Origin of the sequence: Pseudomonas grandcourensis (assembly GCF_039909015.1) — a bacterium.
In the GTDB taxonomy this organism is placed as follows: Bacteria; Pseudomonadota; Gammaproteobacteria; order Pseudomonadales; family Pseudomonadaceae; genus Aquipseudomonas; species Aquipseudomonas grandcourensis.
Genome location: NZ_CP150919.1, coordinates 838,062 through 862,478, shown reverse-complemented (window position 1 = coordinate 862,478; position 24,417 = coordinate 838,062). Strand labels below are relative to the sequence as shown.

Annotated in this window: 16 protein-coding genes and 1 pseudogene; 5 read left to right on the top strand and 12 right to left on the bottom strand. The window is 56.7% G+C overall.

The window, feature by feature from the left end; translation table 11 throughout:
• Positions 1 to 790: 790 nt before the first annotated feature.
• Positions 791 to 5,872, bottom strand: a complete 5,082-nt coding sequence (locus tag AABM52_RS03685; RefSeq protein ID WP_347910488.1) for an ATP-binding protein — start codon at positions 5,870 to 5,872, stop codon at positions 791 to 793.
• Positions 5,873 to 6,618: 746 nt separating this feature from the next.
• On the bottom strand, positions 6,619 to 6,882 hold the full coding sequence (locus tag AABM52_RS03680; RefSeq protein WP_110657621.1) for a hypothetical protein: 264 nt from the start codon (positions 6,880 to 6,882) through the stop codon (positions 6,619 to 6,621).
• Between the two features lie 196 nt (positions 6,883 to 7,078).
• Here AABM52_RS03680 and AABM52_RS03675 point away from each other — a divergent pair.
• Positions 7,079 to 7,213 (top strand): annotated as a pseudogene (locus tag AABM52_RS03675) (hydrolase); the annotation flags it as partial.
• 29 nt (positions 7,214 to 7,242) lie between these two features.
• Here the strand turns inward: AABM52_RS03675 and AABM52_RS03670 are convergent.
• Positions 7,243 to 7,494, bottom strand: coding sequence for a helix-turn-helix domain-containing protein (locus AABM52_RS03670; protein ID WP_347910486.1), 252 nt, complete (start codon positions 7,492 to 7,494; stop codon positions 7,243 to 7,245).
• A 260-nt stretch (positions 7,495 to 7,754) separates the two neighbouring features.
• Here AABM52_RS03670 and AABM52_RS03665 point away from each other — a divergent pair, with 260 nt between their 5' ends.
• Positions 7,755 to 8,117, top strand: a complete 363-nt coding sequence (locus tag AABM52_RS03665; protein ID WP_347910485.1) for a DUF6124 family protein — start codon at positions 7,755 to 7,757, stop codon at positions 8,115 to 8,117.
• 1 nt (position 8,118) lies between these two features.
• A complete protein-coding gene (locus AABM52_RS03660) occupies positions 8,119 to 8,367 on the top strand; it encodes a hypothetical protein (RefSeq protein WP_347910483.1) in 249 nt (82 codons plus the stop codon).
• 54 nt (positions 8,368 to 8,421) lie between these two features.
• Here the strand turns inward: AABM52_RS03660 and AABM52_RS03655 are convergent, their stop codons facing one another.
• Complete coding sequence (locus AABM52_RS03655; RefSeq protein WP_347910481.1) at positions 8,422 to 9,327, bottom strand: YeeE/YedE thiosulfate transporter family protein; 906 nt, start codon at positions 9,325 to 9,327, stop codon at positions 8,422 to 8,424.
• A gap of 142 nt (positions 9,328 to 9,469) precedes the next feature.
• Here AABM52_RS03655 and AABM52_RS03650 point away from each other — a divergent pair, with 142 nt between their 5' ends.
• Positions 9,470 to 10,876: a DUF2252 domain-containing protein gene (locus AABM52_RS03650; RefSeq protein ID WP_347910480.1), complete on the top strand. Its 1,407-nt coding sequence runs from the start codon at positions 9,470 to 9,472 to the stop codon at positions 10,874 to 10,876.
• A gap of 189 nt (positions 10,877 to 11,065) precedes the next feature.
• Here AABM52_RS03650 and AABM52_RS03645 read toward each other — a convergent pair whose 3' ends face one another.
• The 3 genes from AABM52_RS03645 to AABM52_RS03635 form a co-directional block, all read right to left on the bottom strand.
• The gene (locus tag AABM52_RS03645) at positions 11,066 to 12,061 is read right to left on the bottom strand and encodes a metallophosphoesterase (RefSeq protein ID WP_347910478.1); all 996 of its coding nucleotides are present in this window, start codon (positions 12,059 to 12,061) and stop codon (positions 11,066 to 11,068) included.
• Positions 12,062 to 12,309: 248 nt separating this feature from the next.
• On the bottom strand, positions 12,310 to 13,143 hold the full coding sequence (locus tag AABM52_RS03640; protein WP_347910477.1) for a phosphatase PAP2 family protein: 834 nt from the start codon (positions 13,141 to 13,143) through the stop codon (positions 12,310 to 12,312).
• 34 nt (positions 13,144 to 13,177) lie between these two features.
• On the bottom strand, positions 13,178 to 13,849 hold the full coding sequence (locus AABM52_RS03635) for a histidine phosphatase family protein (protein WP_347910476.1): 672 nt from the start codon (positions 13,847 to 13,849) through the stop codon (positions 13,178 to 13,180).
• A gap of 260 nt (positions 13,850 to 14,109) precedes the next feature.
• Between AABM52_RS03635 and AABM52_RS03630 the strand changes: the two genes are divergently transcribed.
• The gene (locus AABM52_RS03630) at positions 14,110 to 16,029 is read left to right on the top strand and encodes a methyl-accepting chemotaxis protein (protein WP_347910475.1); all 1,920 of its coding nucleotides are present in this window, start codon (positions 14,110 to 14,112) and stop codon (positions 16,027 to 16,029) included.
• A 162-nt stretch (positions 16,030 to 16,191) separates the two neighbouring features.
• Here AABM52_RS03630 and AABM52_RS03625 read toward each other — a convergent pair whose 3' ends face one another.
• The 5 genes from AABM52_RS03625 to AABM52_RS03605 all read right to left on the bottom strand — a co-directional run bounded on the left by AABM52_RS03625 (position 16,192) and on the right by AABM52_RS03605 (position 24,416).
• Positions 16,192 to 17,565, bottom strand: coding sequence for a DUF1329 domain-containing protein (locus AABM52_RS03625; protein ID WP_347910473.1), 1,374 nt, complete (start codon positions 17,563 to 17,565; stop codon positions 16,192 to 16,194).
• 132 nt (positions 17,566 to 17,697) lie between these two features.
• The gene (locus AABM52_RS03620) at positions 17,698 to 19,653 is read right to left on the bottom strand and encodes a DUF1302 domain-containing protein (RefSeq protein ID WP_347910472.1); all 1,956 of its coding nucleotides are present in this window, start codon (positions 19,651 to 19,653) and stop codon (positions 17,698 to 17,700) included.
• A gap of 49 nt (positions 19,654 to 19,702) precedes the next feature.
• Positions 19,703 to 20,992 carry a phospholipase gene (locus AABM52_RS03615; protein ID WP_347910470.1) on the bottom strand — a complete coding sequence of 430 codons (1,290 nt, stop codon included), beginning with the start codon at positions 20,990 to 20,992 and terminating at the stop codon, positions 19,703 to 19,705.
• Positions 20,993 to 21,231: 239 nt separating this feature from the next.
• A complete protein-coding gene (locus AABM52_RS03610) occupies positions 21,232 to 22,800 on the bottom strand; it encodes an FGGY-family carbohydrate kinase (RefSeq protein WP_347910468.1) in 1,569 nt (522 codons plus the stop codon).
• Between the two features lie 20 nt (positions 22,801 to 22,820).
• Positions 22,821 to 24,416: a glycerol-3-phosphate dehydrogenase/oxidase gene (locus AABM52_RS03605; RefSeq protein WP_347910466.1), complete on the bottom strand. Its 1,596-nt coding sequence runs from the start codon at positions 24,414 to 24,416 to the stop codon at positions 22,821 to 22,823.
• Between the last annotated feature and the right edge of the window lies 1 nt (position 24,417).

The window sequence follows — 24,417 nt, the reverse complement described above, 5'->3', positions numbered from 1 at the left end:
GTTGCTGCAGCGCAGCGAGGAAGATCCATCGTCTGCCGCAGTGGACAGATAAGTCGAGTAGGCATCCATCACTCTTGGGGAGTGACCGTGCGAGCCGCCGGACGCTAATCGCACTTCGGGAGAACCACCACCAAGTGGCGTAGCCTTGAAGGTTCTGGCTACCTGGGCAGGTGCTGTCAACGACAGCGATCCGTGCGCCAATTGTTATACCCGCTCGAAAATGCGGTCAAGCGTCACGGCCAAAGCGTGCAAGAAGTGGCGACTGTCGCCACTTTTGTCGCCACGCTCCAGCCCACGTCCTGCATGGGTTGTCGCCGGTGTCGCCGGTGTCGCCAGCTCTCTAGTCATAGCCCTACGACAGCTCGGCTCTGACGCTGAAACTTCGCTGCGCTCGATAGAGATCGCGGGCATTGGCCAGTCAAACACAATACGTCGCTAATCAAATTGGAATGGGGGTAGACCGAAGTCGCCTCGAGAAAAAGCGAGTGAACCCTCCGATCGGCGCGATCAAAGATCGCTGGATCGGAGGGTTTGGCGGGAAAGGCAAAGTTTCAAACGTCAATTAAAGACTCAGGCATCAAAGCTGGTTGATGGGGAAGTCACCGCCTCACGCCGCATGCTCAGCTTCTGCTGCAACAGAACGCATCTTGAAGATCATCTGGGCGATGACGTTTTCGGCTCTGCGCCAGCGCCCACCATAGCGGTAGCGATGAGCCTTCAAGCTAGGTCTCAGCATAGCGAACGCCCTCCGTATGCCCTATAAGCTCTAGAAACTTATAGGGCTATCGAATTAAACGGCAATCCTGCGCGTGCGAATCAGCGACTCACGAAGATAGTAGGCTCTAGCAGAGCCTGTTTCAACTATACCAGTAAGCAGATTCAAACAAGCCTCATATCTTCTACGATTAATCTTACTTCCTGAGCTTTGCAAATATTTAGCCAATGACATCTCAAGACAGAATGCAGCATTCGGTCGCGACTCTAGAAGGTGCGGATCCCCCTTAAATACTCTGGCTAGAATATCTATACCTTTTTCAAAAAACAAATCATGGGAGTGATACATCAGAGTGCATAGTGATTCGAAAACAAGACTATTTGCGGCTGACCGCTCGCAAAAATCTATAAGATGTTGAGCACCGACCTCTAGCGCCTTAATCCTCATCGGGTGACGAGGAGCAAACCCATCCGCATACAACATACCACGCATGAGCATATTCAAATCAGATTGACGGCCTGCATATTGAGTATTCACATCAGTTAAAGCAATCTCATGCATCTGCGGCGCAAGTAGACTCCAGAGCTCCCAAATTCCGCTGAAATCCCCCGCTGTCTCCATCGAGGCGTCAAACCGTAGCTTTACTCCGTATATAAAACTCGGATCTCGTTGACAGCCTTCAATTAAAACATCCCTTATAGATTCAAAATTAGTGGCCCGGGCTGCTATAGCATGATCCCCCAAACAATCTTGGATTACTTTCTTGACATCATAATTTAATCGTTCCGAACGATTGATATCTCCATCCGAACTTTCATCATCATAAACGATGGAAATCGTTCTAAACAACAACGCTGCACCTAAATTGCCGATACTGCCAAATGGAACCATAAACATCGGAATATGGAATCGCCACATAGAGTGGGATTCAGGTGTGACACTAGCGGGATCAGCAACAAACTTACCTTCTAAAACGTCTTCTCTAAATTTTGAGACAAGGGCAATCCATTCGTCTAATTCTGTACTCCCTCCACTATATAAACTGCGCCGAGCGCAACTACTCACAACTTCAAAGCGGGCAAACTCAAGTGCACCGCTTAAGCAAAAATTTGCTAATGTTATATCTCGCGTCCACAGATAGTCTCGAACGCCTTTCGCAGCTGCTACGCATACATGAATATTAGCATGCGTAAGAGCCGTCACGATGGTGTAATGAAGGGTTGCAAATTGCTCCGGATCAAGGTCGCAGTCCAACATTTTAGCGAGAACATAAGCACAAGCACCGCTTCCAGAAGAGTCTGTTGCGTCGACAGCCATGTGTCCATCTACATCATCAGAATGGAGATGGATGACTTGGATTATCACATCCAAGCACCAACCGAGATCTTCTTCAGACAGCTCATCGAAATAGTCTCGCACCGCCACGGCAGTAGCGGTAGCCACCGCCCCGAGAGCCATGATCTCAAAATTTACAACTTTACCCTGCATGAGTGATTCGAGGATTTCCTTAGCATCTCTTATTGCTTCGGCACAAGATATAAAAGCATCCCTGTCAACTTTGGGATCTTCAAATATTTTTCTCGACCAAACATATAAACGGCTAATCGGAGCATCTAATGCATGTTTATGCTGATAATCCAATTGAACCTGCTGAAGATCCTCACTGAGTTCCTGTTTGGATTGAAAAATTATCCGGTTTTTTTCTTTATCCTCTATTGCCTCCCACTCCCGAGTATTGGCGCGATGGAGCAAAAACTTCAAAGACTTATCATCAGTTGCTTCGGCGATCTCAATCAGCTCGTCAACGATTTTATAAGCTTCTGATCTATAGTTCTCAAAAAGCTGAAGCTTCGTCAACAGTGTTTCGAGATTCTCATTACGCCAAGCCCTCAATGCGGCTTGCTTTCGCTCTTCCTCATACACTCTTGACATCGAATCGCGCCGGGTAGCGAACCAGTTTAATTCATGCCCTTCTTTTAGACTGCGCATCATATCTAACCTGTAAAGCATTGGGCATCTTAGCAAGGGGTAAGCTGAAGCTCCAACCTTGTCAGGAAATCCAACTGCAACAGACGCTAGCACAGATGTTGTAAGAACTGAGTTACTGGACTTTAGTACGTATTCAAATATCCAAGAAAGTTCGTTTTTGACAGGAGGATTCTCAACGTAGTCCACCAACCAATTTTCAAATGCCATCAGCGCGCACTGAAGTAAATACGGTACCGTCGAGTGTCCCCTGTATCCATTCCACAAATGAGGCGAAGCATAGTTCGATACCTGCGTACCATCTTGTGTACAGAGTTGCACTAGCTCCACCACCATTTCATCCAGAATATCTAGATCCGGCTGCTCTCGATGCCTATATTCGGAGCATCCGTGCTTCTCAGCACTAGCCCGGCAAAGATCCAATATGAAGTCAAGCCCTTTACGCGGATGATGTTGAAGCAAATACTTGAATGGCCCCCGAGATCCACTGGCGGGGAAAAAACCACGCGGGTCTTCCAAACCATAACTATCAGCAACGCCAAGCATTGATCTGAAGATCCTGTCTCCATCCTCAGGTTCTGGACTCAACCATTCATGCATAGCAAGTCTGATAATAAAATCTGGCCGATGGCGACAGAGCATCGCAACCATCTCCCCAGATAAAGCCAAGCTTACAAGCTCATCTACGTACCTCGGTCGTTCACGCCTACGCGCTGAAACAAACACATCCTTCTCGACCAACACATTGAACTGCTCTGGTATCGCTGGAACTACCTTCAGAAGAACTTTCAATAACTTGCTACGCAGCGACTCTCTCCTATAGGAATCCTCGAAATGCTCTAATATAAACAAACATAATTCGCCAACAACTGAGGACTCAGGAGGGAATTTAGACCAGATGCTGATAACCTCTGACCAACTTTCTAACACCTCCACAATATGTGGATAATGGCTCTCATCGAAAGACAGCCTGTGAGCGAAAGTAAAATCTAGAAGCGTACTCCACCCTTTTCCGTAGGGCCTTAGGAAGAGTAAAAATTTAGTGTCATTGCTATAGTCTTCAAGCTGGATGCCTTCCAGCCCCTCCATGGGGCGCTGACATGTGATACGCAGAATAAAGAAGAACCTTTTTAACAAACGTGCTTGATCACATAGCAAACTGTGCTTCAGCAATGCAAAATATGCCTCAGGGGCATCACTTTGAAGAATTGCTGCAATCACTTCATCCTTCCAATAGCTGGCAACAGCTTCGTCAGCCAGGACGTTTTCTATAAAGTCCGTCAACTCTTCACCAGATGCAATCTTGTGGCCTAGCCACAAGCGAAACCCTCGATTTATAGCGGGCTCATTGCCGATAGCTGCTAGAAAATCGCTTGGATTACCGAAACTTTCTAAGTACTCACCCTCAATGAACTCTTCCAGCGCCCAATCCTCGAGAACATCATGAGCAGGACTTATAAGTGAAGTGCGAGGCTCTTTAAGGATTAGGTTATCCGATTCTAGCCTTGCTACAACTTCCGGATCAAAATCAGCGTCACGAATCCCGAATACCATCTTCTTGGCACGTAGCTTTGCTATTTCGATGAAGGTTGACCTACGGCGCGACGGCATTCCTCCTCGTCGATCAGACTGATTCTCAATAACTGCCCCCCAGATAGTTGACCTAAACTCGGACTCTGTTTCGCTAGCACCAAACTTAGCTCCATTACTCAGAGCACGCACCGCAAGATCGATAAAAAATGGGTTACTAAGAAGCCCCACCAATGATCGGTTTTCTGTTAACGGCTTGAGAGCTGGGAAACTAGTGCACACCTCTGCGACCTGAGCACTAGAAAAGCCGGTAACATTGACACTATTGAACCGTATACCGCGAGGATGAAAATAATTAAAGGCAAGTTGCTGATATGCATAATCACGGCCGGTAGCAATGACACCCCAACCTTGCTGTGTAGAGATAAAATTTAGAAGGTCCGAGAATGCCGCTGGATTATTCAGCTCCAGAACTTTCTCAACCGACTCTATGACTAGAACTTTCTCCCGAATTAGCGAAAAGTGGGTAGCAAGCTGTCCCAAATCAGACCTTATCCCCGACGATGCAAACACATCATTGAGATGACTTTTATCGAAATCTTCTGCCCGAACATAGAATATCGCGGCATCTTCCCCAAGCGTTGCCATATAGTCTTTGACGACACCAGACTTCCCCGCCCCCCTTTCGCCAGTTACAAATACAAATCCGCCAGCCTCATAAGCATCCCTAACCGCCTCGATGGCTTCATATCGCGAGACATGCATGCCACTAATTGAGGTAGAAACACCAGAGTAGACATGGTTACTTCTCTCTTTGAGCTTCTCAACATCTTCGTCAAGCGCTTTATTTATACTTGATTTAAAAAGGCTCTTTAAGTCGCCAGGAACATTGCTAGCCGTCAGTGTCCCTGCGCACTGGTTGAAATCCTGTGCTACGGTGACAACCTTCGCCAAGACAGCTGAGGCTGGAAACTCTGAATGCTGCTGAACTAAAGCACCCAACATAGCGGCCGTAACAGATCCGGTTTGGTCGACGTCATAAGAGATGAGATAAAAAACCTTCAGAAATCTCCAAACCTCATCATCAGTCAACGCGTCCCCATTATTAGCACGATCTAACTGTTTTCGAATCTTCTTTAAACGCTCGACTTTCTTTTCACTTGTAAAGCCTTCAGCCATTGTTTTGCAAAAAAAATCCTCAGCACTTGAGGAGTAGCGCGCCCATTCCAGAATAGGAATAGTGTTAGCAACATCAACTTTGGTTAGCGGTCCTGTGACTAACGCTATAGAGTCGTAATTTGCATTAAAATCTGGACTATTAAAATCTTGCCAAGCTGCGCTAACAACTTCCGAAAATGTCGAATCGACAGCATCACTAATTGTTATTTCGTGTTTTATCTGAACATACAATCGATATAATTGCCCTGACGCATCCTTAGCGCGTACATGAATGTCATCAGTATGCACACCCTTGTACTTGCTCTGAAAACCAACCTCAGTGATCCGGGCACTGGTAGGCATGCATGGCACAGGCGTGCCTGCTAGGAATGCAACCAGAAACGATGCTTGTACGCGCGTCTCGAAATTGACACCGCCACCACCTGTGGAAAATGGATTACTTTGCTCTTTCAGTTGACCCATGCCGCAAACTCTCCTTCGAAACCTATCTAAGTAGCCATCCCTGGAAACGTCCCGTTTGATTCAGTGCTTATGCGTTCACGGGGGTGGTTTCTGGAGTCAGGGTCTGATGCGAAACCTTATAAGCCGCCAGCTTATGTCGCTGATGAAAGCCGTGTGCGACATGATGGCACCTTGATAGGGCCAGGAATAGACGTAACTGAACCTTGTAACCAATCACATCAATGACTCGATCGATAGGTCATTTAGAAAGAATTTTAACGTCACCAAAGGTACGAAGGACCGGGACTGAATCCGGCAGCTACCGGTTGATTCCGTTGAAAAAATTGGTTTTGGTTTCACGCAAGAAAAGTACGAGTCTGAGATTGAAATCCGTATTTCACACAGTTAGTTCAGGATTCAGATTTTACGTAGCCACGTGCAAAAATGGCGTTTCACCTGTCACTATCTGTGCCGTTTCCGCAGACCGACTTAAATAAAATCGGCAGTTCACCGCCAATCATGGTTACGAAGCGTGCTGGTCAGATCGAATGCAAACAGATGGGTAAGCGGAATGCAGTATTCCAAATGGTATTCCAACCAAAAATTAAATCAAAAAATAATATTATAAATTAATAAGTTACCGAACGAATTCAACTTACCCCGGCCCACCAATTGAGACACCAACGAAGCCCGCCTTGTGCGGGCTTTGTTGTTTCTGTCTGTACCACAAGCCCTGCAACCGTCTGAAGCAGTACCCACACCAACAATCAGTACTTGATATCCCGGGCCGTGCGACGGGTATCCTGCTTGGTGCTGCGCTTGTCCTGGCGACATTCCACGTTGCTCTTGTCACTGCCCTTTCTACAGGCATCCTTGGTTTGCCGGGCAGTGGAGCGCCCTTCCTGCCTGGTATCGCGAGCTTCACGCCGTTGTTCACCCTGCTCGGTCGCGTAGGCGGGTAGCGTCACCCACTGCACGCCAGCAGCGATGAGCAGTGTCGCCAGGGCTTTCAAGTAGTGCTTGGGAATCATGATGTTTCTCCAATTCCATTTCGCTCAGTCGCTTCGTTCGCTCAAGCAGGAATTCAGCGAGAACCTGTATTGCATCGTACGCTCACAACTCACAAAAGCACTTTGTGGCAGGTGAAATCTGACGATAGGGTCACATAGGCCGTCGCGCTAGGCTGTTATGTGCATGGTTGCAAAATGGGAATCGGTAACGGCTGAGCTGTTTGATGCGGGTTTGCAGCCGACGTTGATCACGGATTTGACGGTGGGGTCATCACTGGACCGGACGGGCGGGCTGGGGGTCAGGCTTTGGGAGCATCATTTCAAGCACACGGTAAAACTAGCGGATTTGTAAGCTGTTATGTTCACGCAAAAGCCATCGTTTCACTCGAACAATTCACCTAGTTCTTCAAGCGTTGGCAGTGCGGCCGGAATCACAGAAAGCTCACAATCCAATGCGCACAAAACTCGGGCATACGCGACCATCGCAACGGTGGGTGTACCCTTTTCCACGGCAATAACTTTCTGTCGCGGCAACCCGGAAAGCTCGGCAACTCTTGATTGCGTCAGTCCGTGACTCTTACGTTTTTCACGTATTTGGTGCCCCAGGCGGGATAGCAGAAGAGATTGATCCATGTTCGATTACCGTGACATTGGTGATCAAATGTATTGCATACAGGACATTACTACGAATCGATTTGACTCAGCATCCAAGCGGTTACCCATCTCGACGCCTTCCTCACGTCCTAGGACATTTCCCGCAAAACGCATCGCCTTTCATGAACTGGCGGACGCAACTTCTCGACGATAGCCTTCAGGGGTCGCTGCACATCAGCGACCGGCTTTGACAGGCTGAAAACCGGGGCAGCTCCTATAAACAGACCAGGATCTCCATCATGAAAAGACACAGCCCCACTCCGCAAGACTCTTCACCTGATACAACTACCGAAACACCCGACTTATCCCAACTCTCCAAAATCACCGAACCCGCCATCAGCGCCCGCCTCCGCAACCCCAATCACCTCGACCCCATCAGCCACGTCTTCACCCTGCGCCCCAACATCGACACCCCCTCCCTGCTCACCCACGCCAGCGAAACCCTCGCCTCGCTCAACGTCATGAGCACCGACCTTGCCTGTGAACTTGAAAGCTCGCGTCGCAATATCGCCCTGGCAATCCAGCAACTGGCCGTGCTGGCGCAATTGCTGGTGAACCGGGCACTGGACAACATCGCGCCACTCGACGAAGTGGAGGCTTGAGATGGATCGATACATGCCGATGACCGGCATCGACTGCACCATCGCGTCGCTGCTGATCGACACCCAGGCACCGCTGGATGTGCTGCACGAAACAGCGGCCTATCGCATTCGAACCGCGACGCAATTGCTGGAGAGTTTCGCGGCTGATGAGGGTGTTTACAGCGAACTGGCACGGGTGCTGGTCACGTCCCTGCGCGATGGATGCGATTTGCTGGATGTGGTTGGGCGGCGATTGCAGATGCAGGTTTGATCCTTGAAAAATGGACGGTCTCATTGAGGTCGTCCAACTCCAGAGCCGCGATCTTCAAGCACGCAGCCGCTTAACCCCAACCCCCACCAATATCCCCAACACAATCGACACCAACGGCACCGCTCCCACCCAGGTCAGCGTCGGAAACACCAACAAAATCTGCGAGTCATTGCCGCCCAGCATCATCGATGCACCGGTCCCCATCAACACGCCCGCGAGCAAATGCCTGCCCGCTGTCATCGCTGCCAACTGCTGATAGCTGAACGTGCGGCGATGCAAGGTGTAACAGAGCATGCCCAGCATCAGCATGGCGAACACCGCCACACGCTGGGTGGTCAATGATGTGTCGGGCCCCCAAAACCTTTGCGAGAGATCGTAGAAAAACACGCTGGGCGTCCACAGCGGTTCGAAGGTGTAGAGGGCACTGGTCAAAGCCCCCAGCAGCAGGCTCGACAGCACCAGGTGTTTGTCGCCGTGAATCCGGATCAGGAACAGCAAAATCAGCAGCACGATGCCAATGAGCAGCCAGTAATGACGGCTGGTGATCATCGGCATTTGCAGTGCCCGGTGCTCGGGCAGCATGTTCAGGTGATGCCACAGTACGATGCCCAGCACCCAGCCGAGGATGGTGAAGACCTTGTTGAGGTTGCCGCTGGCGAGCTTGGTGAGGGTGCCGACGCTGCACCCGTCGTTGAGCACCGAGGCGAGGCCGAACAACAACCCGCCACCAACCAGTGACAGATAGCCAACTTCAGGGATGAACAGCGGCTGACTGACGCCAGACAAGGCGTAGAGCGGTGCGAGCAACAAACCGAACAAACCACAACTGACCAGCGACACGAACAGGGTCGGCCGGCGCTTGAGCAGCAGCCCGATGGCATTGACCAGGCACATGCCCATGCGCTGAGAGACCCAGCCGATGAGGAACGCCAGCAGCAGTGAAATCAGCAATGAAAACACGGGCCTCCCTGTTTCCGGGTGGTTGCATCAAGTCGATACCTGACAGACAGATTAGTCGCTGCGCAAACACTTCGGACGAACCCGCAAAGCCCTTCTACACTCATTTCGCAATCGCCCTGTAACCCCTGTCGAATAGGCCTCCATGACCACCCTCACCGACCGTTTGAAGCAAGGCAAGGATGCACGCAAGAAGTGCTCCCGCAGTTCGCAAGCAACCTTGGGCAATGTCGACCGTGACCCCATACCGCTGATCAAGGCGTCGAGTGAAGGACGCGTCAAATCGCTGGTGGAGTTGCGCTACGGACGCATGCTGGTGTCACCGTTTACCTTCTATCGCGGCAATGCGCTGCTACAGGCCCACGACCTGGCGGGCACCTCGAACATGGGGCTGGTTTCGCCGATTTGTGGCGATAGCCACCTGATGAACTTCGGCGGTTTCGCAACGCCTGAGCGCAACCTGCTGTTCAGCGTCAACGACTTCGACGAAGCCCATCCCGGGCCGTGGGAGTGGGACTTGAAACGCCTGGTGGCGAGTTTTCTGGTGGCTGCCCGCGACTTGCGCCATGGGGAATCCGTTGAGGAAAACATCTGCCATGACGTGGTAAGCGCCTATCAAAAAACCATGCTGGAGTGCGCCGAACAGAGCTCGCTGGAAACCTGGTACGAATCCATCAGCTATGACGACCTGCTCGCTCAGGCCAACAAAAGCACGCTGGAGCATGTGGAACGCGCCATCGCCAAAGCCGAACGACGCACCCACGCCGAACTGCTGCCGAAAATCAGCGAACGCGACGCCCATGGTCGTCTGATCATTCGCGATGACCTGCCGGAAATTTTCCACCTGCACAAAAACACCACGCTGCTGGATGCCGATGACGACTGGTTGCGCCTTTCGGACTGGCGCCCGCTCTACGACACCTTCATGCGCGACTATCGCGGCACGCTGCAAGCGGACCGCCGTGAGCTGGTGTCGCGTTTTCACGTACAGGACATGGCGTTCAAAGTCGTGGGCGTGGGCAGTGTCGGCACCCGTTGCCTGGTGGCGCTGCTGACCGACGATCAGGAGTTCCCGCTGTTCCTGCAATTCAAGGAAGCACGACGTTCGGTACTCGCCGGCTACGTGAAGACCAGGTCGCGAGTGCGGCATGAGGGGCAACGGGTGGTCGACGGCCAGCGGTTAATGCAATCGGCCAGCGACCTGTTCCTCGGCTGGACCACCGGCCCCAGCGGGCGGCATTTCTATGTGCGGCAATTGCGCGACATGAAAATCTCCGCCGAACTCGAGACCTTCGACGGCGACGCATTTGCCGCCTATGGCCGGCTCTGCGGTCGGGCCCTGGCTCGCGCCCATGCCAAGTCTTCCGGGCACGCGGCGGTGATCAGCGGCTACATCGGCAAGAGCGACGCACTGGCCGACGCGCTCTACAAGTATGCCCGGGGCTATACCGAGCAGAACGAACGCGATTTCGAGCGGTTCCAGCAAGCCTGCCGCAAGGGCCGTTTGCGTGCCCGGTCGGAAGCCGACTTTGCTGCGGATCATTTGCCGTAGCGGTGTCGCCAGCTCTGGTACGGGGCCTTGATCCAGATGAACTTTTCTTCACCCCACGGTTCCGTTACTGCCTGTACATTGCACTCGCTCATTCAAGAAACTACGGTTTGCCCGCCCTCCCGCGGGCTTTTTTTTGCCAGTTGATTTGTCTGACGGACACCGCTGGTTTTACCCGGCTGTCACCCTCCATCACTGTGCCACCTGCGCGACGCTCCCTTGCGATTGCTCGGGCAGCAAACAGCCTTTGGCCATCCACTGGCAATCTCTGGCCCAGCGAAAGCCGGATTCCAGATCGCCGCCGTCGTTGTAATACCCCAGCCTGAGTTGAGTGGCGCTCAGGTCGAGTTTGGCAAAACCAGCCCGCGAGTCAGTAAAGGTGCTATCCGGTGTTGGCGTTTGCAAGGCAGACAGCCTCTTGCCACCGGCCCCGGAAATCACCCAAGCGGGTTCGCCTGCACGCAACAGCAATTGCTGGTTGTGATCATGACCTGACAAAAGCAGATCGACGTGGTTGCGTTGCAACACTGGCAAGAGCCATGTGAGCAGATTCGACTCCTCGTCATGCTTGCCTTGATTGCGCACCGGGTGATGGGACGCGGCTATTCGCCATACCGGTGCCGGTCCGGGTGCCTGGTACGCCTGATCGATCAAGTCGATTTGCTGCTGCAAACTCTCACGTGGCGCCGTGGTGTCGAGGAACACCATCCGCACCAATGGCCGCCCGTCGACGTCACCGAAATCCTTGACGTAGAAATTCGCCGACATCTGCCAACGGCCCGATCCCTTGTGCTGTTGGCCGTACTCGATCTCGTATTTTTGCGACACCGGGTAATCGTGGTTGCCCAGCACCGCGTAGAACGGCACATGGCTGAGCCAGTGCCCCCAATAGACTCGCTCGAATCGGGTTTCCCAATGGAGATCGTGGGTGCTGGTCAATGGCTTGCCATAGAAGTTGTCGCCAAGGAACACAACCATGTCCAGGCGCCTCTCCCTGGACGCAACCTGCTCCATGGCTCGCCCCACCCGCCACTGTTGCAAGTCTCCGCTACCCTGGTCGCCCACCGCGATCATCGACACCGATGCAGGGTCCAGACCGCTCAACGGAACGTACGGCGATGGTGGCGTAAACAGCCAGTAACCACCGCTCGCCAGTAAAAGAGCGAAGGCAATGCCTGAACCAAGCACGATCCTTCGGAGCACCAAACGTTTTGCAGAAATCGAGGTGGAATGTGTGCGTTTCACTCAGGGACTCACTGGGCGGGGAAGCCGGACAGGGTGGCGAAATGAAGATCGATCTACCCCCCCAAATAGATCACAGCATTTGTTCACGATTTGTTAAGAAATCGCAAAAACCCTGAGTTTTCAGGAAGTTTCTCCGGGCAAAAAAAACCGCAGCCCTTTCGGGTTGCGGTTTTTTTCAGTTCAACACCAACTCAATTCACAGGTTGAGTCTGAGTCGCCGTCACCGGTTGTTGCGCTTTGGAAAGCACGGGCTGTTCCAGCCTCGCTCGCCCGTAGAACGCCAGCGCCGTCAGCAAACACGCCAGCCATACGAAGATCCCGGCCCAGAAGGTGTGGGACATGTAGTGCCACCCTTGCAATACCCGTGTGGTGCCATAGATGAAACCGAGGGTCAGCGAGCCGTACATGATCGCTTTCGAATAGCGCCAGCGATAACGGCGAGCCACGAAGTACAACGCCAGCATGGTGAAACCGCCCGACGCATGTCCGCCTGGCCAGCAGCGACCGTCACCGGCGGTCTTGAGCAGTTTGAAATTCTCGTACCACTCGACGTGCTCCATTTTGCCGCCGTACTGGGTCGTCTCGATCGGGCAATACACGCTGGTGTGGCCCTTGAGGTAGTGAATGACCCCGGTGCTGATGGAGAACGCGAACACCACGTAAAGAAAGTCGCGGCGATGGCGGGTGGCAAAGCGCAGCACCGGTGCGACTTTGATTTTTTCCAGGAAAGCGATGATTTTCGAGTGCTTTTCAGCCTTCAGGCGCGGCCAGAGAAACGACAGCAAGGCACCGATAATCGCAATTTCGCCGGTCCAGTTCGGAATGATCCGCGCCCATTTGTGGGTGATTTTTTCGAAAAGATGGACCTGGTCCAACGGGTACGTCTGCGTCACCGGATCAAAAAAGTAATTGTTGAAGGCAATGTCGATGCTGGTCATGTCGAACATCAGGAACACCGCGACCGCGCAGGCCAGCGGAATACCAAAATTCACCCAGTAAAAGCGGTAGCGAGAGGCGGTCAGCATTGTGAATCCTGATTCAGAAAGAAGAGGGAAAAACTCAATGAGTGCTCACCGAGCTCCAGTCGGAAGCGTCGATGAAGCCAAGCATGCGCGGAGTCTGCGGGGTTTCGGCGGAAAAAAACAGTGAAGCGCCATAACCCAGGGTCGAAGGCGGTAACTCGAGGTCTTTTTCCAGTTGCTCCATGCACTCGCTGTGGGTCACCAGAATCAGGTTACGCCCGGCCACTTTATGCGCAAGCGTCTCGCGCAGCATGGTGCTCTTGCAACTGATCAGCCAGTCTTCGCCCGCGCCAACCTTGTTGAACATGAAGTTGGCAGTCTGTGCCGTGCGCAGGATCGGGCTGTTGTAGATATCGGCCTTGTCCAGGCCCAGGTGTTTGAACTGTGCCCCAAGGCTCTCGGCAACAGGGCGAGAACGCTCGGTAATGCCATCGTTGCCAACCAGGCAAGGCGCCGAGGAGTGATCGCAGCGTTCGACGTGACGCACCAGCACGATGATGTCGCCCTTGGCCCATCCCGTCATCAAAGCCTGTGCACCGGCCACATTGCCGTGAGCCAGGTCCGGTGCAGTGGCAGGACGCAACAAAAACAAGGTCAGCGGAATGACCAGCAGCGCCGATGCCAACACCACAGCAGCGTTGCGATAGCGGGCGAAGCGGTTCAGATCGATAGAGCGTTTTTTCCCGAAAAGACTCAGTCTTAATTGCACATCACGCCGCCTCGCCAGCAAACACTACCTCATTAGATCCCGGCAGGTTAAAGAAAGGCGCGTCGGTGACTGGTGAAACGTATGTGAAAAAAAGCTCAAAAGCGCTGTAAAAATCTTGTTACACAAACCCCGCGGAAAAATCCTTTCAGCTCCAGGGATTGCTGCCGATACATCCTGCTTACACAGCTTGGCGGCTTCCAAAAAAAACAATCTTCCAGCCAACCGACGATAAAGAAATACCAAGTTCCTGGAGGAATGTGATGAATAGCTGGTTCGGCAACATCAGCGTGAACCTGAAACTGGGCCTGGGGTTTGGCCTGGTCCTGGCACTGACCTGCGTCCTGGCCCTGACCGGCTGGACCAGCCTGGGCGGGTTGATCGACCGCAGCAACTGGATGAGTGACATCACCCAGCTCAATGCCGGCCTGACCAAGTTGCGCGTGGTTCGCCTGCAATACATGCTGACCAACGGCGACGAAACCGCCGCGCAGAACGTGCAGACCACCCTCGACGCCTTCTCGGCCCAGCAGCAAGCCCTGCTGGCGAAGTTCAAGAGCCCGGAAAACCTCAAGCTGCTGCGCGAGCAAGGCGCTGTCATCGACGCCTACAGGACGTCACTGGGCAAGATGCGCAGCGCCTATCGCGCCGGAAACAGCGCCCGCGACGCCATGAGCGCCAACGCCGAAACCGCCAACACGCTGATCAATGACATCAATACCCGCGTGCAGCAAATGCCGTTGAGCGACCAGCGCTTCGAACAGTTCCAGGCCATAACGGCTGCCAAGGAAGCGTTCCTGCTGGCGCGCTACGAAGTGCGCGGCTACACCGCCAGTACCAATGCCGAGACCGAGCAAAAAGCCGTCGGCCAACTGGACGCCGCCATCGGCAGCCTGAAACCGCTGAACGTGCACTTCGCCGACTCCCAGCAAGACGCCCTGCGTCAGCTGGAAACCGCGTTGGGCAACTACCGCAGCGCCTTGCAGGCCTACAAGGCCGCCAGCAATGACGCGGTGCAAGCGCGCAAGGAAATGACCGACCAGGGCGCCGCCATCGTGTCCCAAAGCGATCAGCTGTATCAGATCCAGCTCGACCGTCGCGATGCCGAAAGCGCCCGGGCCCGCACTCTGCAACTGATCAGCACCCTGCTGGCACTGCTGGTGGGCATCATTGCCGCCGTGGTCATCACTCGCCAGATCACCCGACCATTGCGCGAAACCCTGGCGGTGGTCGATCGCATCGCCAGCGGTGACCTGTCCCACAATGTGCTGGTCACCCGGCGCGACGAACTCGGCGTGTTGCAGCAAGGCATCGCGCGCATGGGCGTGACCCTGCGCGACTTGATCAGTGGCATCCGCGACGGCGTGACCCAGATCGCCAGCGCCGCCGAAGAGCTGTCGGCCGTGACCGAGCAGACCAGTGCCGGGGTCAACAGCCAGAAAGTCGAGACCGATCAGGTCGCCACCGCCATGCACGAGATGACCGCCACCGTGCAGGAAGTCGCGCGCAACGCCGAAGAAGCCTCGCAAGCCGCTGCGGCGGCCGACGGCGAAGCCCGCGAAGGTGACAAAGTGGTCAACGAAGCTATCGCCCAGATCGAGCGCCTGGCCAGCGAAGTGGTGCGTTCCACCGAAGCCATGAGCGTGCTGCAACAGGAAAGCGACAAGATTGGCAGCGTCATGGACGTGATCAAGGCCGTCGCCGAACAGACCAACCTGCTGGCACTCAATGCCGCCATCGAAGCGGCCCGTGCCGGTGAAGCCGGTCGTGGTTTTGCGGTGGTGGCCGACGAGGTCCGCGGCCTGGCCCAGCGCACGCAGAAATCCACAGAGGAAATCGAAGGCCTGGTGGCCGGCCTGCAGAACGGCACGCAACAAGTGTCGGCGGTGATGAACAACAGCCGCGTCCTCACTGACAGCAGCGTGGCCCTGACCCGCAAGGCCGGTGAGTCACTGGAGAACATCACCCGCACGGTGTCCAACATCCAGTCGATGAACCAGCAGATCGCCGCCGCTGCCGAACAGCAAAGCGCCGTGGCCGAAGAGATCAGCCGCAGCATCATCAACGTGCGCGACGTCTCCGAACAGACCGCTGCGGCGAGCGATGAGACCGCCAAGTCCAGTGTTGAACTGGCTCGGCTGGGTGGTCAATTGCAGCAGATGGTGAGCCACTTCCGCGTCTGACATTCGCTTTGCTGTGAATGAAAGACCCCTTCGCGGGCAAGCCCGCTCCCACAGGTGGAGAGTCGAACACAGAATCTGTGAACGACCACAAAACCCTGTGGGAGCGAGCTTGCTCGCGATTGCGTTCTCACAGTCTGCATCTGAAAGGGTGTGCTGCGCGGCTTACCGCGTCCCGCGCTGGCGCAATGCCGACGGCATGAAGTACGCGTCCTCCGGCACCGGTTGGGCGAAGTCCACTGTGCCCGGCTCTTCGTTATCCAGGTTCTGTACGTAGTAACGACGCGCCTGCAAGTCATGGAATACGTCCAGCGCACTCCAGGTGGTGGGCAGGTCGTAGAAGTTTTTCAGGTAGGCCATCGACACCCGCCACAACTCCCCTCGCCCGTCGTATTGATCCACCAAGGCAGCGCCCCAGCTGTCCTCGTCCAGAAACAGCACGCGCTTGGAATAGATATGCCGTGCGCCCGGCTTGAGCGTGCCTTCGACCACCCAGACCCGATGCAGCTCATAGCGGGTGAACTGCGGGTTGAGGTGGCCCGGTGTGAGCAACTGCTCGTACTTCACCTCAGGGCTGCCGACTTTGTAATTGTTATAGGGAATGTAGACCTCTTGCTTGCCCTTGAGCTTCCAGTCGTAGCGGTCTGGCGAGCCGTTGAACAGGTCGGTATCGTCCGCCGTACGCAGGCCGTCGGATGAGGCGATCGGGGTGTCATACGCGAGGTTCGGCGCCCGGCGCACACGGCGCTGGCCCGCGTCGTAGACCCAGGCCTGACGCGGGTCCTTGAGCTGGTCCAGGGTCTCGTGAACCAGCGCCGCACCGCCCGCCAGCCGGGCCGGGCTCTTCACGAATGCCAGGTAGTAGAAAAGGATGTTTTTCAGGTCGGCAAACTGGCCGCCCGGGCGGTAATAGTTGAAGAGCCCTTCCTGCTGCGAGGTCACCAGCGCGAAGCTGCCGTTGCGTTGTACTGGCGCTTCGGAGGCACGACGGACCACATAGATGCCGCGATAACGGGTGATGTGGTTCCATAGCACCTCGATGCCATCCTTGGGCACCGGGAACGGCACACCGCCATAGGCATCGGCAAACCCGGTCCCGCCATCGAGCAGCTTGGCCGAGGTCGCATTTTTCAAGGTGTTGTCATACAGCCACTGCGGCGCCGAGCTCGAGCGGCGAGAGGGATAGACCGGCATCTGGAAGGTGTCGGGGTAGCTGTTGAACAGGGCGATCTGGCCCGGGCTGAGGTGGGCCTTGTACTGTTCAAGGTTGGCCTTGGTGATGGTGAGCAGCGGCTTGTCCGCCGCATACGGGTCCAGGTGATGCTGGCCGGGCTTGTAGCCCGCCGGCGCCTGGGTGATACCGCCGCTCCAGGCCGGAATGGTCCCGGCCGCGTTGCCGGCACGCTCGGCCCCCAGTGGCGTCAGTGTGGTTTTCAGTTGCTCGGCTTGCTGGGGCGTGACCGCGGCGAGTGCGCTGCCGGCGGCCAGGCTCAGGAACAGCGCCAGCGTGGTCTTGGTCAGTCGTGAAGTGTGAAACATGATCGTTCTCCGAAATACAAAAACCTGTAGGAGCGAGCCTGCTCGCGATAGCGGTGTGTCAGCCAACATCAACTTCGACTGAAAGTCCGTCATCGCGAGCAGGCTCACTCCTACAGGGGGATGAGTTGAAACTCACAAGAAGTACTTGAGGTTGAAGCCGACGTTGTCGCGGTCACGCAGGCCGTTGTCCTGCCCACCGCCGTAGAACTCGGTGTATTGCAGCTCGGCCTCCAGCTTGTTCTGGTAGTTGGCCTTGATCCCCAGGGTGTAGGCCTTGCGGCCCCCGATGACGTTGCCCGCCTGATAGCTGTTGCCCTCGAAGTCATCTTTGTAGACGACATAAGGCGAAACGTTGACCCCGGCATACACGTCGTTCCAGGTGCCGTTGAGCATCGCGGTGTAGCTGTAGGAGTTGCGGTTGACCTGGTCGCTGCGCTCGCCGCCGGACACATAGGAAAAGTTGCCGGTGCCGGCGTAGTAACGGGTACTGCCGTCATACGCGGTGTATTGCAGGCTGCTGCCACGCAGGTGCTCGGACGCCAGTTCGAACACGCCGAACATCGAGTCGAATGACAGGCTCGGGCCAAAGTTGTAAATGGTGCCCAGGGACGTGTTGAATGCTTCCACCCGCTCAGCGTTATTGATCTGGCTGTCGAGCGTGACCTGCTGCCCGCCGATGTTGATGGTCTGGCCGCCTGCCGCTGCGGCGGCGCCGTTGGCCAGGTCGCCGATCAGGTCGTTGGTGGCGGCGACCCCGATGGGCAGGTTCGGCCGATAAGCCACTTCACCGAACACCGACGCCTGGCCCAGGGTGGTGTTGAAACTGAAGCCGTACATGCGGATGTCTTCGGCGTAGCGCCGATGTGCCTGGATATTGCCCAGCACATCCACGGTCGCCAGGCCGTTGGCCAGTTGCCCCGCCTGACTGCCGGCGACACCGGTCAACAGGTTGGTCAGGGCATTCATGTCGATGCCCTTGTACCCGCCCAGATCGGCGGAAATGGTCGGTTCCTTGGCGTGGTAGTTGACCATGTACAACCCGAACTCGGTGCTGTTGAGCTCTTCTACGATGTAGCGAAAAGCGAAACCGAACTGGCCGTCGTTGCGCGCGTTGAAGTCCTTGCCGACCGTGGCCACTTTGACGGTGTTGCCAAAGGCCGGGGTGACCCCGTTGGCGTACAGACCGGTGGTGCCCAGGGCCTGGCTGAGCAGCGGGTTGTTGCCCAGCGCGCTGTACAGACCGATCACGTTGCCGAAGCCAGGCACCGGGGTGTCCAGCGCGGTACCGCTGAAGTTGTTGTAGGCGGTGTTGCCACCGTCGGCGAACAGGTCCGTCTGCGAGTAGAACGTGCCAACCGGGTCGATGCGGGTTTCCTTCCAGTTCGTCTGGTAAAAGCTTTCCATGGTCAGGCTGTCGGTCAGGCCGATGTTGAAGCTCAGCGCTTCCACCGGCACCAGCACTTCCTTGACTTCGGCCCCGGGCAGACGGTACTTGGCCGCGTCCACCGGGTTGGTGGTGTTGATCCCGCCTCGGTAGAAAATCCCCTCGCCCCAGTTGAACACCTGGCGCCCGATGCGTGCCGTGAGCGGCATCTGCGCGACGTCCCAGTTGCCATAGAGGTAGGCGTCGAGCATCTCCACCCGGCTGCCGGCGATATCGCGGGTCTGGCTGGTGAAGTGGTCGTCCTGCGGAAAACTCTGGCTGGGTTGCGACGGGTTGTTGTTGCGGTAGTAATCGTTGCGCTTGTCCATCAGTTGGGTGTCATAGAACGCGGTACCGCGCACGAACATCCCGTAGTTCTGATAGTTGGCCTCGAGCTCCGAGGTGATCTTGTACACCTCGGAAACCAGCCCGGTGTCGAAGTTGCGATTGCCGTCGTTGGTGTTGACGTCGTCGTTGTTCTTGTCCCGGCCCTGGACCCGCCACAAGCGGCCATAAGACAAGGTACTGTCGAATGAACCGGTGACCTGGTTGTCCAGCACGCTGAACTCCTTGGCCTGCACGCCGTCGACCGCGCACAGTTGCAGCAGCCCTGCCAGGCCCACGCCGGGAAGCGCCGCGCCAGACAGGCGAAATCGAGTGTTCATGATCCTTTCCTCTTTCCCTGGTTTTATTGTTTTTGTGTTCTGACAATGGCTATGGCGCCAATCCCGCACGGGCGTAAATCCGGCTATGGGCACCGAAATGCCCCAGCAGTTTGAACAGCTGCTGGTTAAGTGCCGGGTGGTCGAAGTCTTCGCGCTGCAGCTGATTACCGTTGCTGAAATCGCTGGTGATCGGCGCCGTGTCCAGCCACTGGCCGATGGCTTCATCAAACGCTGCGGATTGGTCGACGGACTCGGCACTCACCACTTCGCGCAGGTAGTCCACCGAGTACGGCGGATAGCGGGCGTCCTGTGCAGAGTCGGCATAAGCGTCGAGCATTGGGTGTGCCTGGCCGGCGCGCAGCAGGCGACGAAGCCAGGTCGACTGATACTTCTCCACTTCCATGTGCCGGGTGGCGACTCGTTCGATGGCCGCATGTTTGTCCGCATCGAAGCCGGCCAAGGCCTTGCCTTCCAGCAACAGTAGGCTCGCCAGTTCGACACCCGGCAGCGGCTTGGCGTGATAAGGCTGGGTCAGGTCCTGAACGTGGTGCAGGCCCCAACCGAGAAACCGATAGCCCCAATAAGGATGGCCAGTGGCAAACGCCAGTCGCGCCAACCCCATGTACTGGTAGGCGCGCCAGTCCGGCCAACTGCGCTGAAGAAATCCGGCAGCGGCGTACACCACCGGGCTTTCATGGAAAAAACCCATATGGAACGGCGCCTGGGAGCTGTACTGAAACCGGGCGTCGCCAAAGGGCTGCGGGCCGAAGCCGTACACCGCGCCGACTTCGCCAGGGTTGTCGCTGAACAGGTTGATGTCGTGGCCATAGTCAGGCTCATCGGCGGCGCTGGCCAACACGGCCAGGGGCGCGACCTGTTCGTGGTCAGCCACAACGATGAAGCGCTGGCGATTCCACGGTGAGAGCGTCTGCTCCACCATGACTTGTTCGGCCTTGAGGTGCTCACGCTCGGGCAGATCCTTGCCCGGCATCGGCTGGATGACCATCGCCAGATGAATCCCGGGATTGATGCGCAGTGCGGTGAGGAAGTCGTGGCGCAGATTGTCCCCAGGCACGGTTGGCAATCGCAGGTTGTCGGGGCGCGGCGGGTAGTGGGCGAAGTGCTCGCGGGCGAAGTTTTCCTGCTCATCGAGCAGCGCACTCACGGCCTGGTATTGCTGCGAAAGAAACTGTTCCAGCGGCTCGACTTCGACCTGCGGCGCATCACGCAACGCCGGCAAATCCTGCAACGCCAGGTAGCTGCCCACCGTATGGTTCGACCAGCCCCAAGCCGTGGGGGCCGTTGCACAAAGCAGCAACAGGAGGAATTTCAGCTTCATTGCCTGGTTCTTATTGGATGTGCTGTGGGGGTTGAGCCTAACAACCGACCCTGCCCCTGACACTGTCCAATCTCACCAGAAAAGTTCTCCGATAGCGCCACATGAAGTGGCGTGAAATCACCACCGGACATTGTAGGAGTGAGCCTGCTCGCGATGGCGCCGTGTCAGCCAACAGTTACTTTGACTGACACACCGCTATCGCGAGCAGGCTCGCTCCTACAGGGATCTACGGTGTTCTTTCAGGCGGGGTAACCGGTGATTTTGCGGATGCTCTGGTACAACGGTTTGAGCTGTCGGTACATGCGCAGGTAGACCTCTTTGTACAGTCGCTCATAGATCTGCTGCGCCTCGGGTTGCGGCATGAATACCGCACCGACCCGCGTCATGGCGGCCATCGCCGTAGGGAAATCCGCGTGCAGCCCCAACCCCACCGCGCAGCAAATGGCCGCGCCCAGGCCGGACGCTTCGTAGACATGCGGACGCTCGGCCGGCAGGCCGAAAATGTTCGCCGTGAGTTGCATCGCGGCATCACTCTGCGAACCTCCACCGGCAACGCGCAAGCGCTTGATCGAGACCCTCGAACGTTTCTCGATCTTCTCCATGCCCTGACGCAAGGCATACGCCAGACCTTCAAGGATCGCCCGGTAAATGTGCGCGCGGGTATGCACGTCGCCGAAGCCGATCATCGCGCCCTTGGCTTCCACACCCGGCTCGCGGATGCCGGGCGACCAGTAGGGTTGCAGCATCAACCCCATGGAGCCCGGCGGCACCGCGTCGACCAGCGCATCGAAGAGTTGCTCGGGCTCCACGCCCTGGGCTTTGGCCTGCAGCATTTCCCGCAAGCCGAACTCGTTCTTGAACCAGCTGACCATCCAGTAGCCGCGATAAATCATCACCTCGCAGTTGAATTGATCCGGCACCGCCGACGGGTAAGGCGGAATCAACGGGACGATTTCCAGGTAGCGCGACCGGGTGCTGGTGATCGTCGCCGTGGTGCCGTAGGAAAGGCACACGGTGCCTGCATCGACGACGCCGGAACCCACGACTTCGCAAGCCTTGTCGGCACCCGCGGCGATCAGCGGCAGCCCCTCGGGAATCCCTGTGTGGCGGCTGGCCTCGGCGCTGATGTAGCCGAGGGTTTCACCGGGCTTGTGCAGGCTCGGCAGTTGCTCGGGACGCACCGCCAGCGCCTGCCATTTCCAGTCGGCGGGTGCGGCCCAGCGCAGGCGTTTGAAGTCGAACGGCAGGTAACCGACGCAACAGCCCACGGAATCGACAAAGCGCCCACAAAGGCGATGGGTGAGAAACCCAGAGAGCAGCAAAAACTTGTCGGTCGCCGCCCAGACTTCAGGCTGATTGCGGGCGATCCAGTTAGCCTCGGCCTGGGCGCGAAAATAGTCCACCGTGGCTTGCGCGCCGACCAGTTTGAACAGCCAGCCCCACGGCCCCTTGATGCCGCCTTTGACTTCGGCCTGGCGTTGATCGAGCCACAGGATCGCCGGGCGCAGCGCCTTGCCCCGGGCATCGACGTTGATCACGGTGCCGCGCTGGGTGGTCAGGGATACACCGGCAATCTGTGAACGATCGATGCCAGTTTGTTGCCACAACTGCTGGCAGGCCTCACCCAGTTTTGCCCAGTAATACTCCGGGTCCTGCTCGGCCCAACCAGGTTGAGTCGAGAAATAGGCCTGCAACTCGACCTTGCCTTTGCCCAGCAGATTGCCCTGCAGGTCGAAGAGCAGCGCGCGCACACTCTGGGTGCCATTGTCGATGGCCAACAGGTAACGCTTGTTCGGGTGGTTATCCATGGAGCTCTCTTCAATGGGCATCAATGCGCGGCATCCGGCAAACCATGATGGCGTTGCCACAACGCCTGATAACGCTGTAATTCCTGCTGCCAATGCTCATCGTCCCAATCCAGTCGCGGTTGGCAGAGTTGGCGAATGGCAGCAAAATATTCCTCGCCACCGTGCGGCAACAACAGGCCCAAGCGGGTTCGGCGCAGCAGCAGGTCATCCAGGTGCAGGACCATTTCCGCATCGCAGGCAACGGCCAGTTCCGCCCACAAGGTGTCAGTGCCGCCGATGGTGTCGTGGCCCAGTTCGGCGATCAGCTTCGCCAGCCTCGGCAGGTCACGGCCATGCCGCCCGGCCAGGCGCCGCCACCGGTTGGCGCTGAGCCCTGGTATCGCCAGCGGCGGCACCGCGGCGAACACCGGCGCGGCGTCATCGTTGAAGGGGCGCTCGAGCATGCTCGCGCAGGCCTTGAGCACTTCGATGGCCTGCGGGCGAAAGGTGGTCAGCTTGCCGCCGGCCAGGGTCACGCAGCCAGGCTCCTGCCACAGCACATGCTCACGGGTTTCATTCGACGGCTTGTCTTGATGCTCACCCGCCGCACTGCCCACCACCGGGCGTACTCCCGACCAGGTCGACAGCACATCGGCTGCGACCACCTCGGCCTGGGGAAACTGTTGGCTGCAGGCCGCCAGCAGATAGTCGAGTTCCTCAGGGCTGATGCTCGCGCTCTGGTCCAGATCTCCGTGATGATCGAGGTCCGTGGTGCCGACCACCGTGGCGCCCTCCCAAGGGAAAACGAACACCGGTCGACGGTCGCGCTCATGCAGGAAGGTGAAGGCTTGCGCCACTGGCAGGCGCCAGCCCGGCAACAACAGATGACTGCCACGCAACGGGCGCAACTGACGAGGGGCATCGGGCAGGCGCAAGCGCTCGGCCCACGCGCCGGTAGCCACGGCCAGCACAGCACAACGCAATGTCAGTAATCCGCCGCCCTCGCAGTCTTCGACCTGAACCCCGCAAACGCGCCCCTCCTCACGCAGCAATTGCTGCACGCGCACGCCGTTGAGCACCACGGCGCCGTCGGCCCGGGCCTCGCCCAATACGCGCATCACCAGACGGGCATCATCGGTCAGTGCATCGACAAAACAGGTGCCACCCAGCAGGTCATCTTCCTTCACCCCAGGCGCCAGATAACGCAGTTGTTGCGCGTCATGGAAGCGATGGCTGCGCCGCCCGGCCAAGGCGTCATAGATGGACAGCAAACCACCCAGCACCCGTGGCCCGGGAAAACCGCCACGGTAATGCGGCATCATGAAACTCATCGGCTCCACCAGCCCCGGCGCTTCGTCGAGCAGGCGCTGGCGTTCGCGGACCGAGTCGCGGGTCAGGCGCCACTGGCCCTTGGCGATGTAACGCAAGCCGCCATGGACCATTTTCGAGGAGCGGCTGGAGGTGCCCCAGGCGAAATCGCGCTGCTCCAGCAGCAGGCAGCGCCAGCCACGACGTGCGGCTTCGCGCAGGATACCGGCACCGCTGATGCCGCCGCCGATGACGATCAAATCCCAGGTTTCATCCGCCAGCGTCGGCAGCACCCGCTGTCGCCACGCCGCGTTCCAGTCCAGGCTCATG

Excerpts from the sequence above, each read along its gene's own strand:
- AABM52_RS03685 (WP_347910488.1), bottom strand. The coding sequence starts at position 5,872 with ATGGGTCAACTGAAAGAGCAAAGTAATCCATTTTCCACAGGTGGTGGC.
- AABM52_RS03630 (WP_347910475.1), top strand. The coding sequence starts at position 14,110 with ATGAATAGCTGGTTCGGCAACATCAGCGTGAACCTGAAACTGGGCCTG.
- AABM52_RS03650 (WP_347910480.1), top strand. The coding sequence starts at position 9,470 with ATGACCACCCTCACCGACCGTTTGAAGCAAGGCAAGGATGCACGCAAG.
- AABM52_RS03615 (WP_347910470.1), bottom strand. The coding sequence starts at position 20,992 with ATGAAGCTGAAATTCCTCCTGTTGCTGCTTTGTGCAACGGCCCCCACG.
- AABM52_RS03665 (WP_347910485.1), top strand. The coding sequence starts at position 7,755 with ATGAAAAGACACAGCCCCACTCCGCAAGACTCTTCACCTGATACAACT.
- AABM52_RS03660 (WP_347910483.1), top strand. The coding sequence starts at position 8,119 with ATGGATCGATACATGCCGATGACCGGCATCGACTGCACCATCGCGTCG.
- AABM52_RS03620 (WP_347910472.1), bottom strand. The coding sequence starts at position 19,653 with ATGAACACTCGATTTCGCCTGTCTGGCGCGGCGCTTCCCGGCGTGGGC.
- AABM52_RS03605 (WP_347910466.1), bottom strand. The coding sequence starts at position 24,416 with ATGAGCCTGGACTGGAACGCGGCGTGGCGACAGCGGGTGCTGCCGACG.
- AABM52_RS03640 (WP_347910477.1), bottom strand. The coding sequence starts at position 13,143 with ATGCTGACCGCCTCTCGCTACCGCTTTTACTGGGTGAATTTTGGTATT.
- AABM52_RS03670 (WP_347910486.1), bottom strand. The coding sequence starts at position 7,494 with ATGGATCAATCTCTTCTGCTATCCCGCCTGGGGCACCAAATACGTGAA.
- AABM52_RS03610 (WP_347910468.1), bottom strand. The coding sequence starts at position 22,800 with ATGGATAACCACCCGAACAAGCGTTACCTGTTGGCCATCGACAATGGC.
- AABM52_RS03625 (WP_347910473.1), bottom strand. The coding sequence starts at position 17,565 with ATGTTTCACACTTCACGACTGACCAAGACCACGCTGGCGCTGTTCCTG.
- AABM52_RS03680 (WP_110657621.1), bottom strand. The coding sequence starts at position 6,882 with ATGATTCCCAAGCACTACTTGAAAGCCCTGGCGACACTGCTCATCGCT.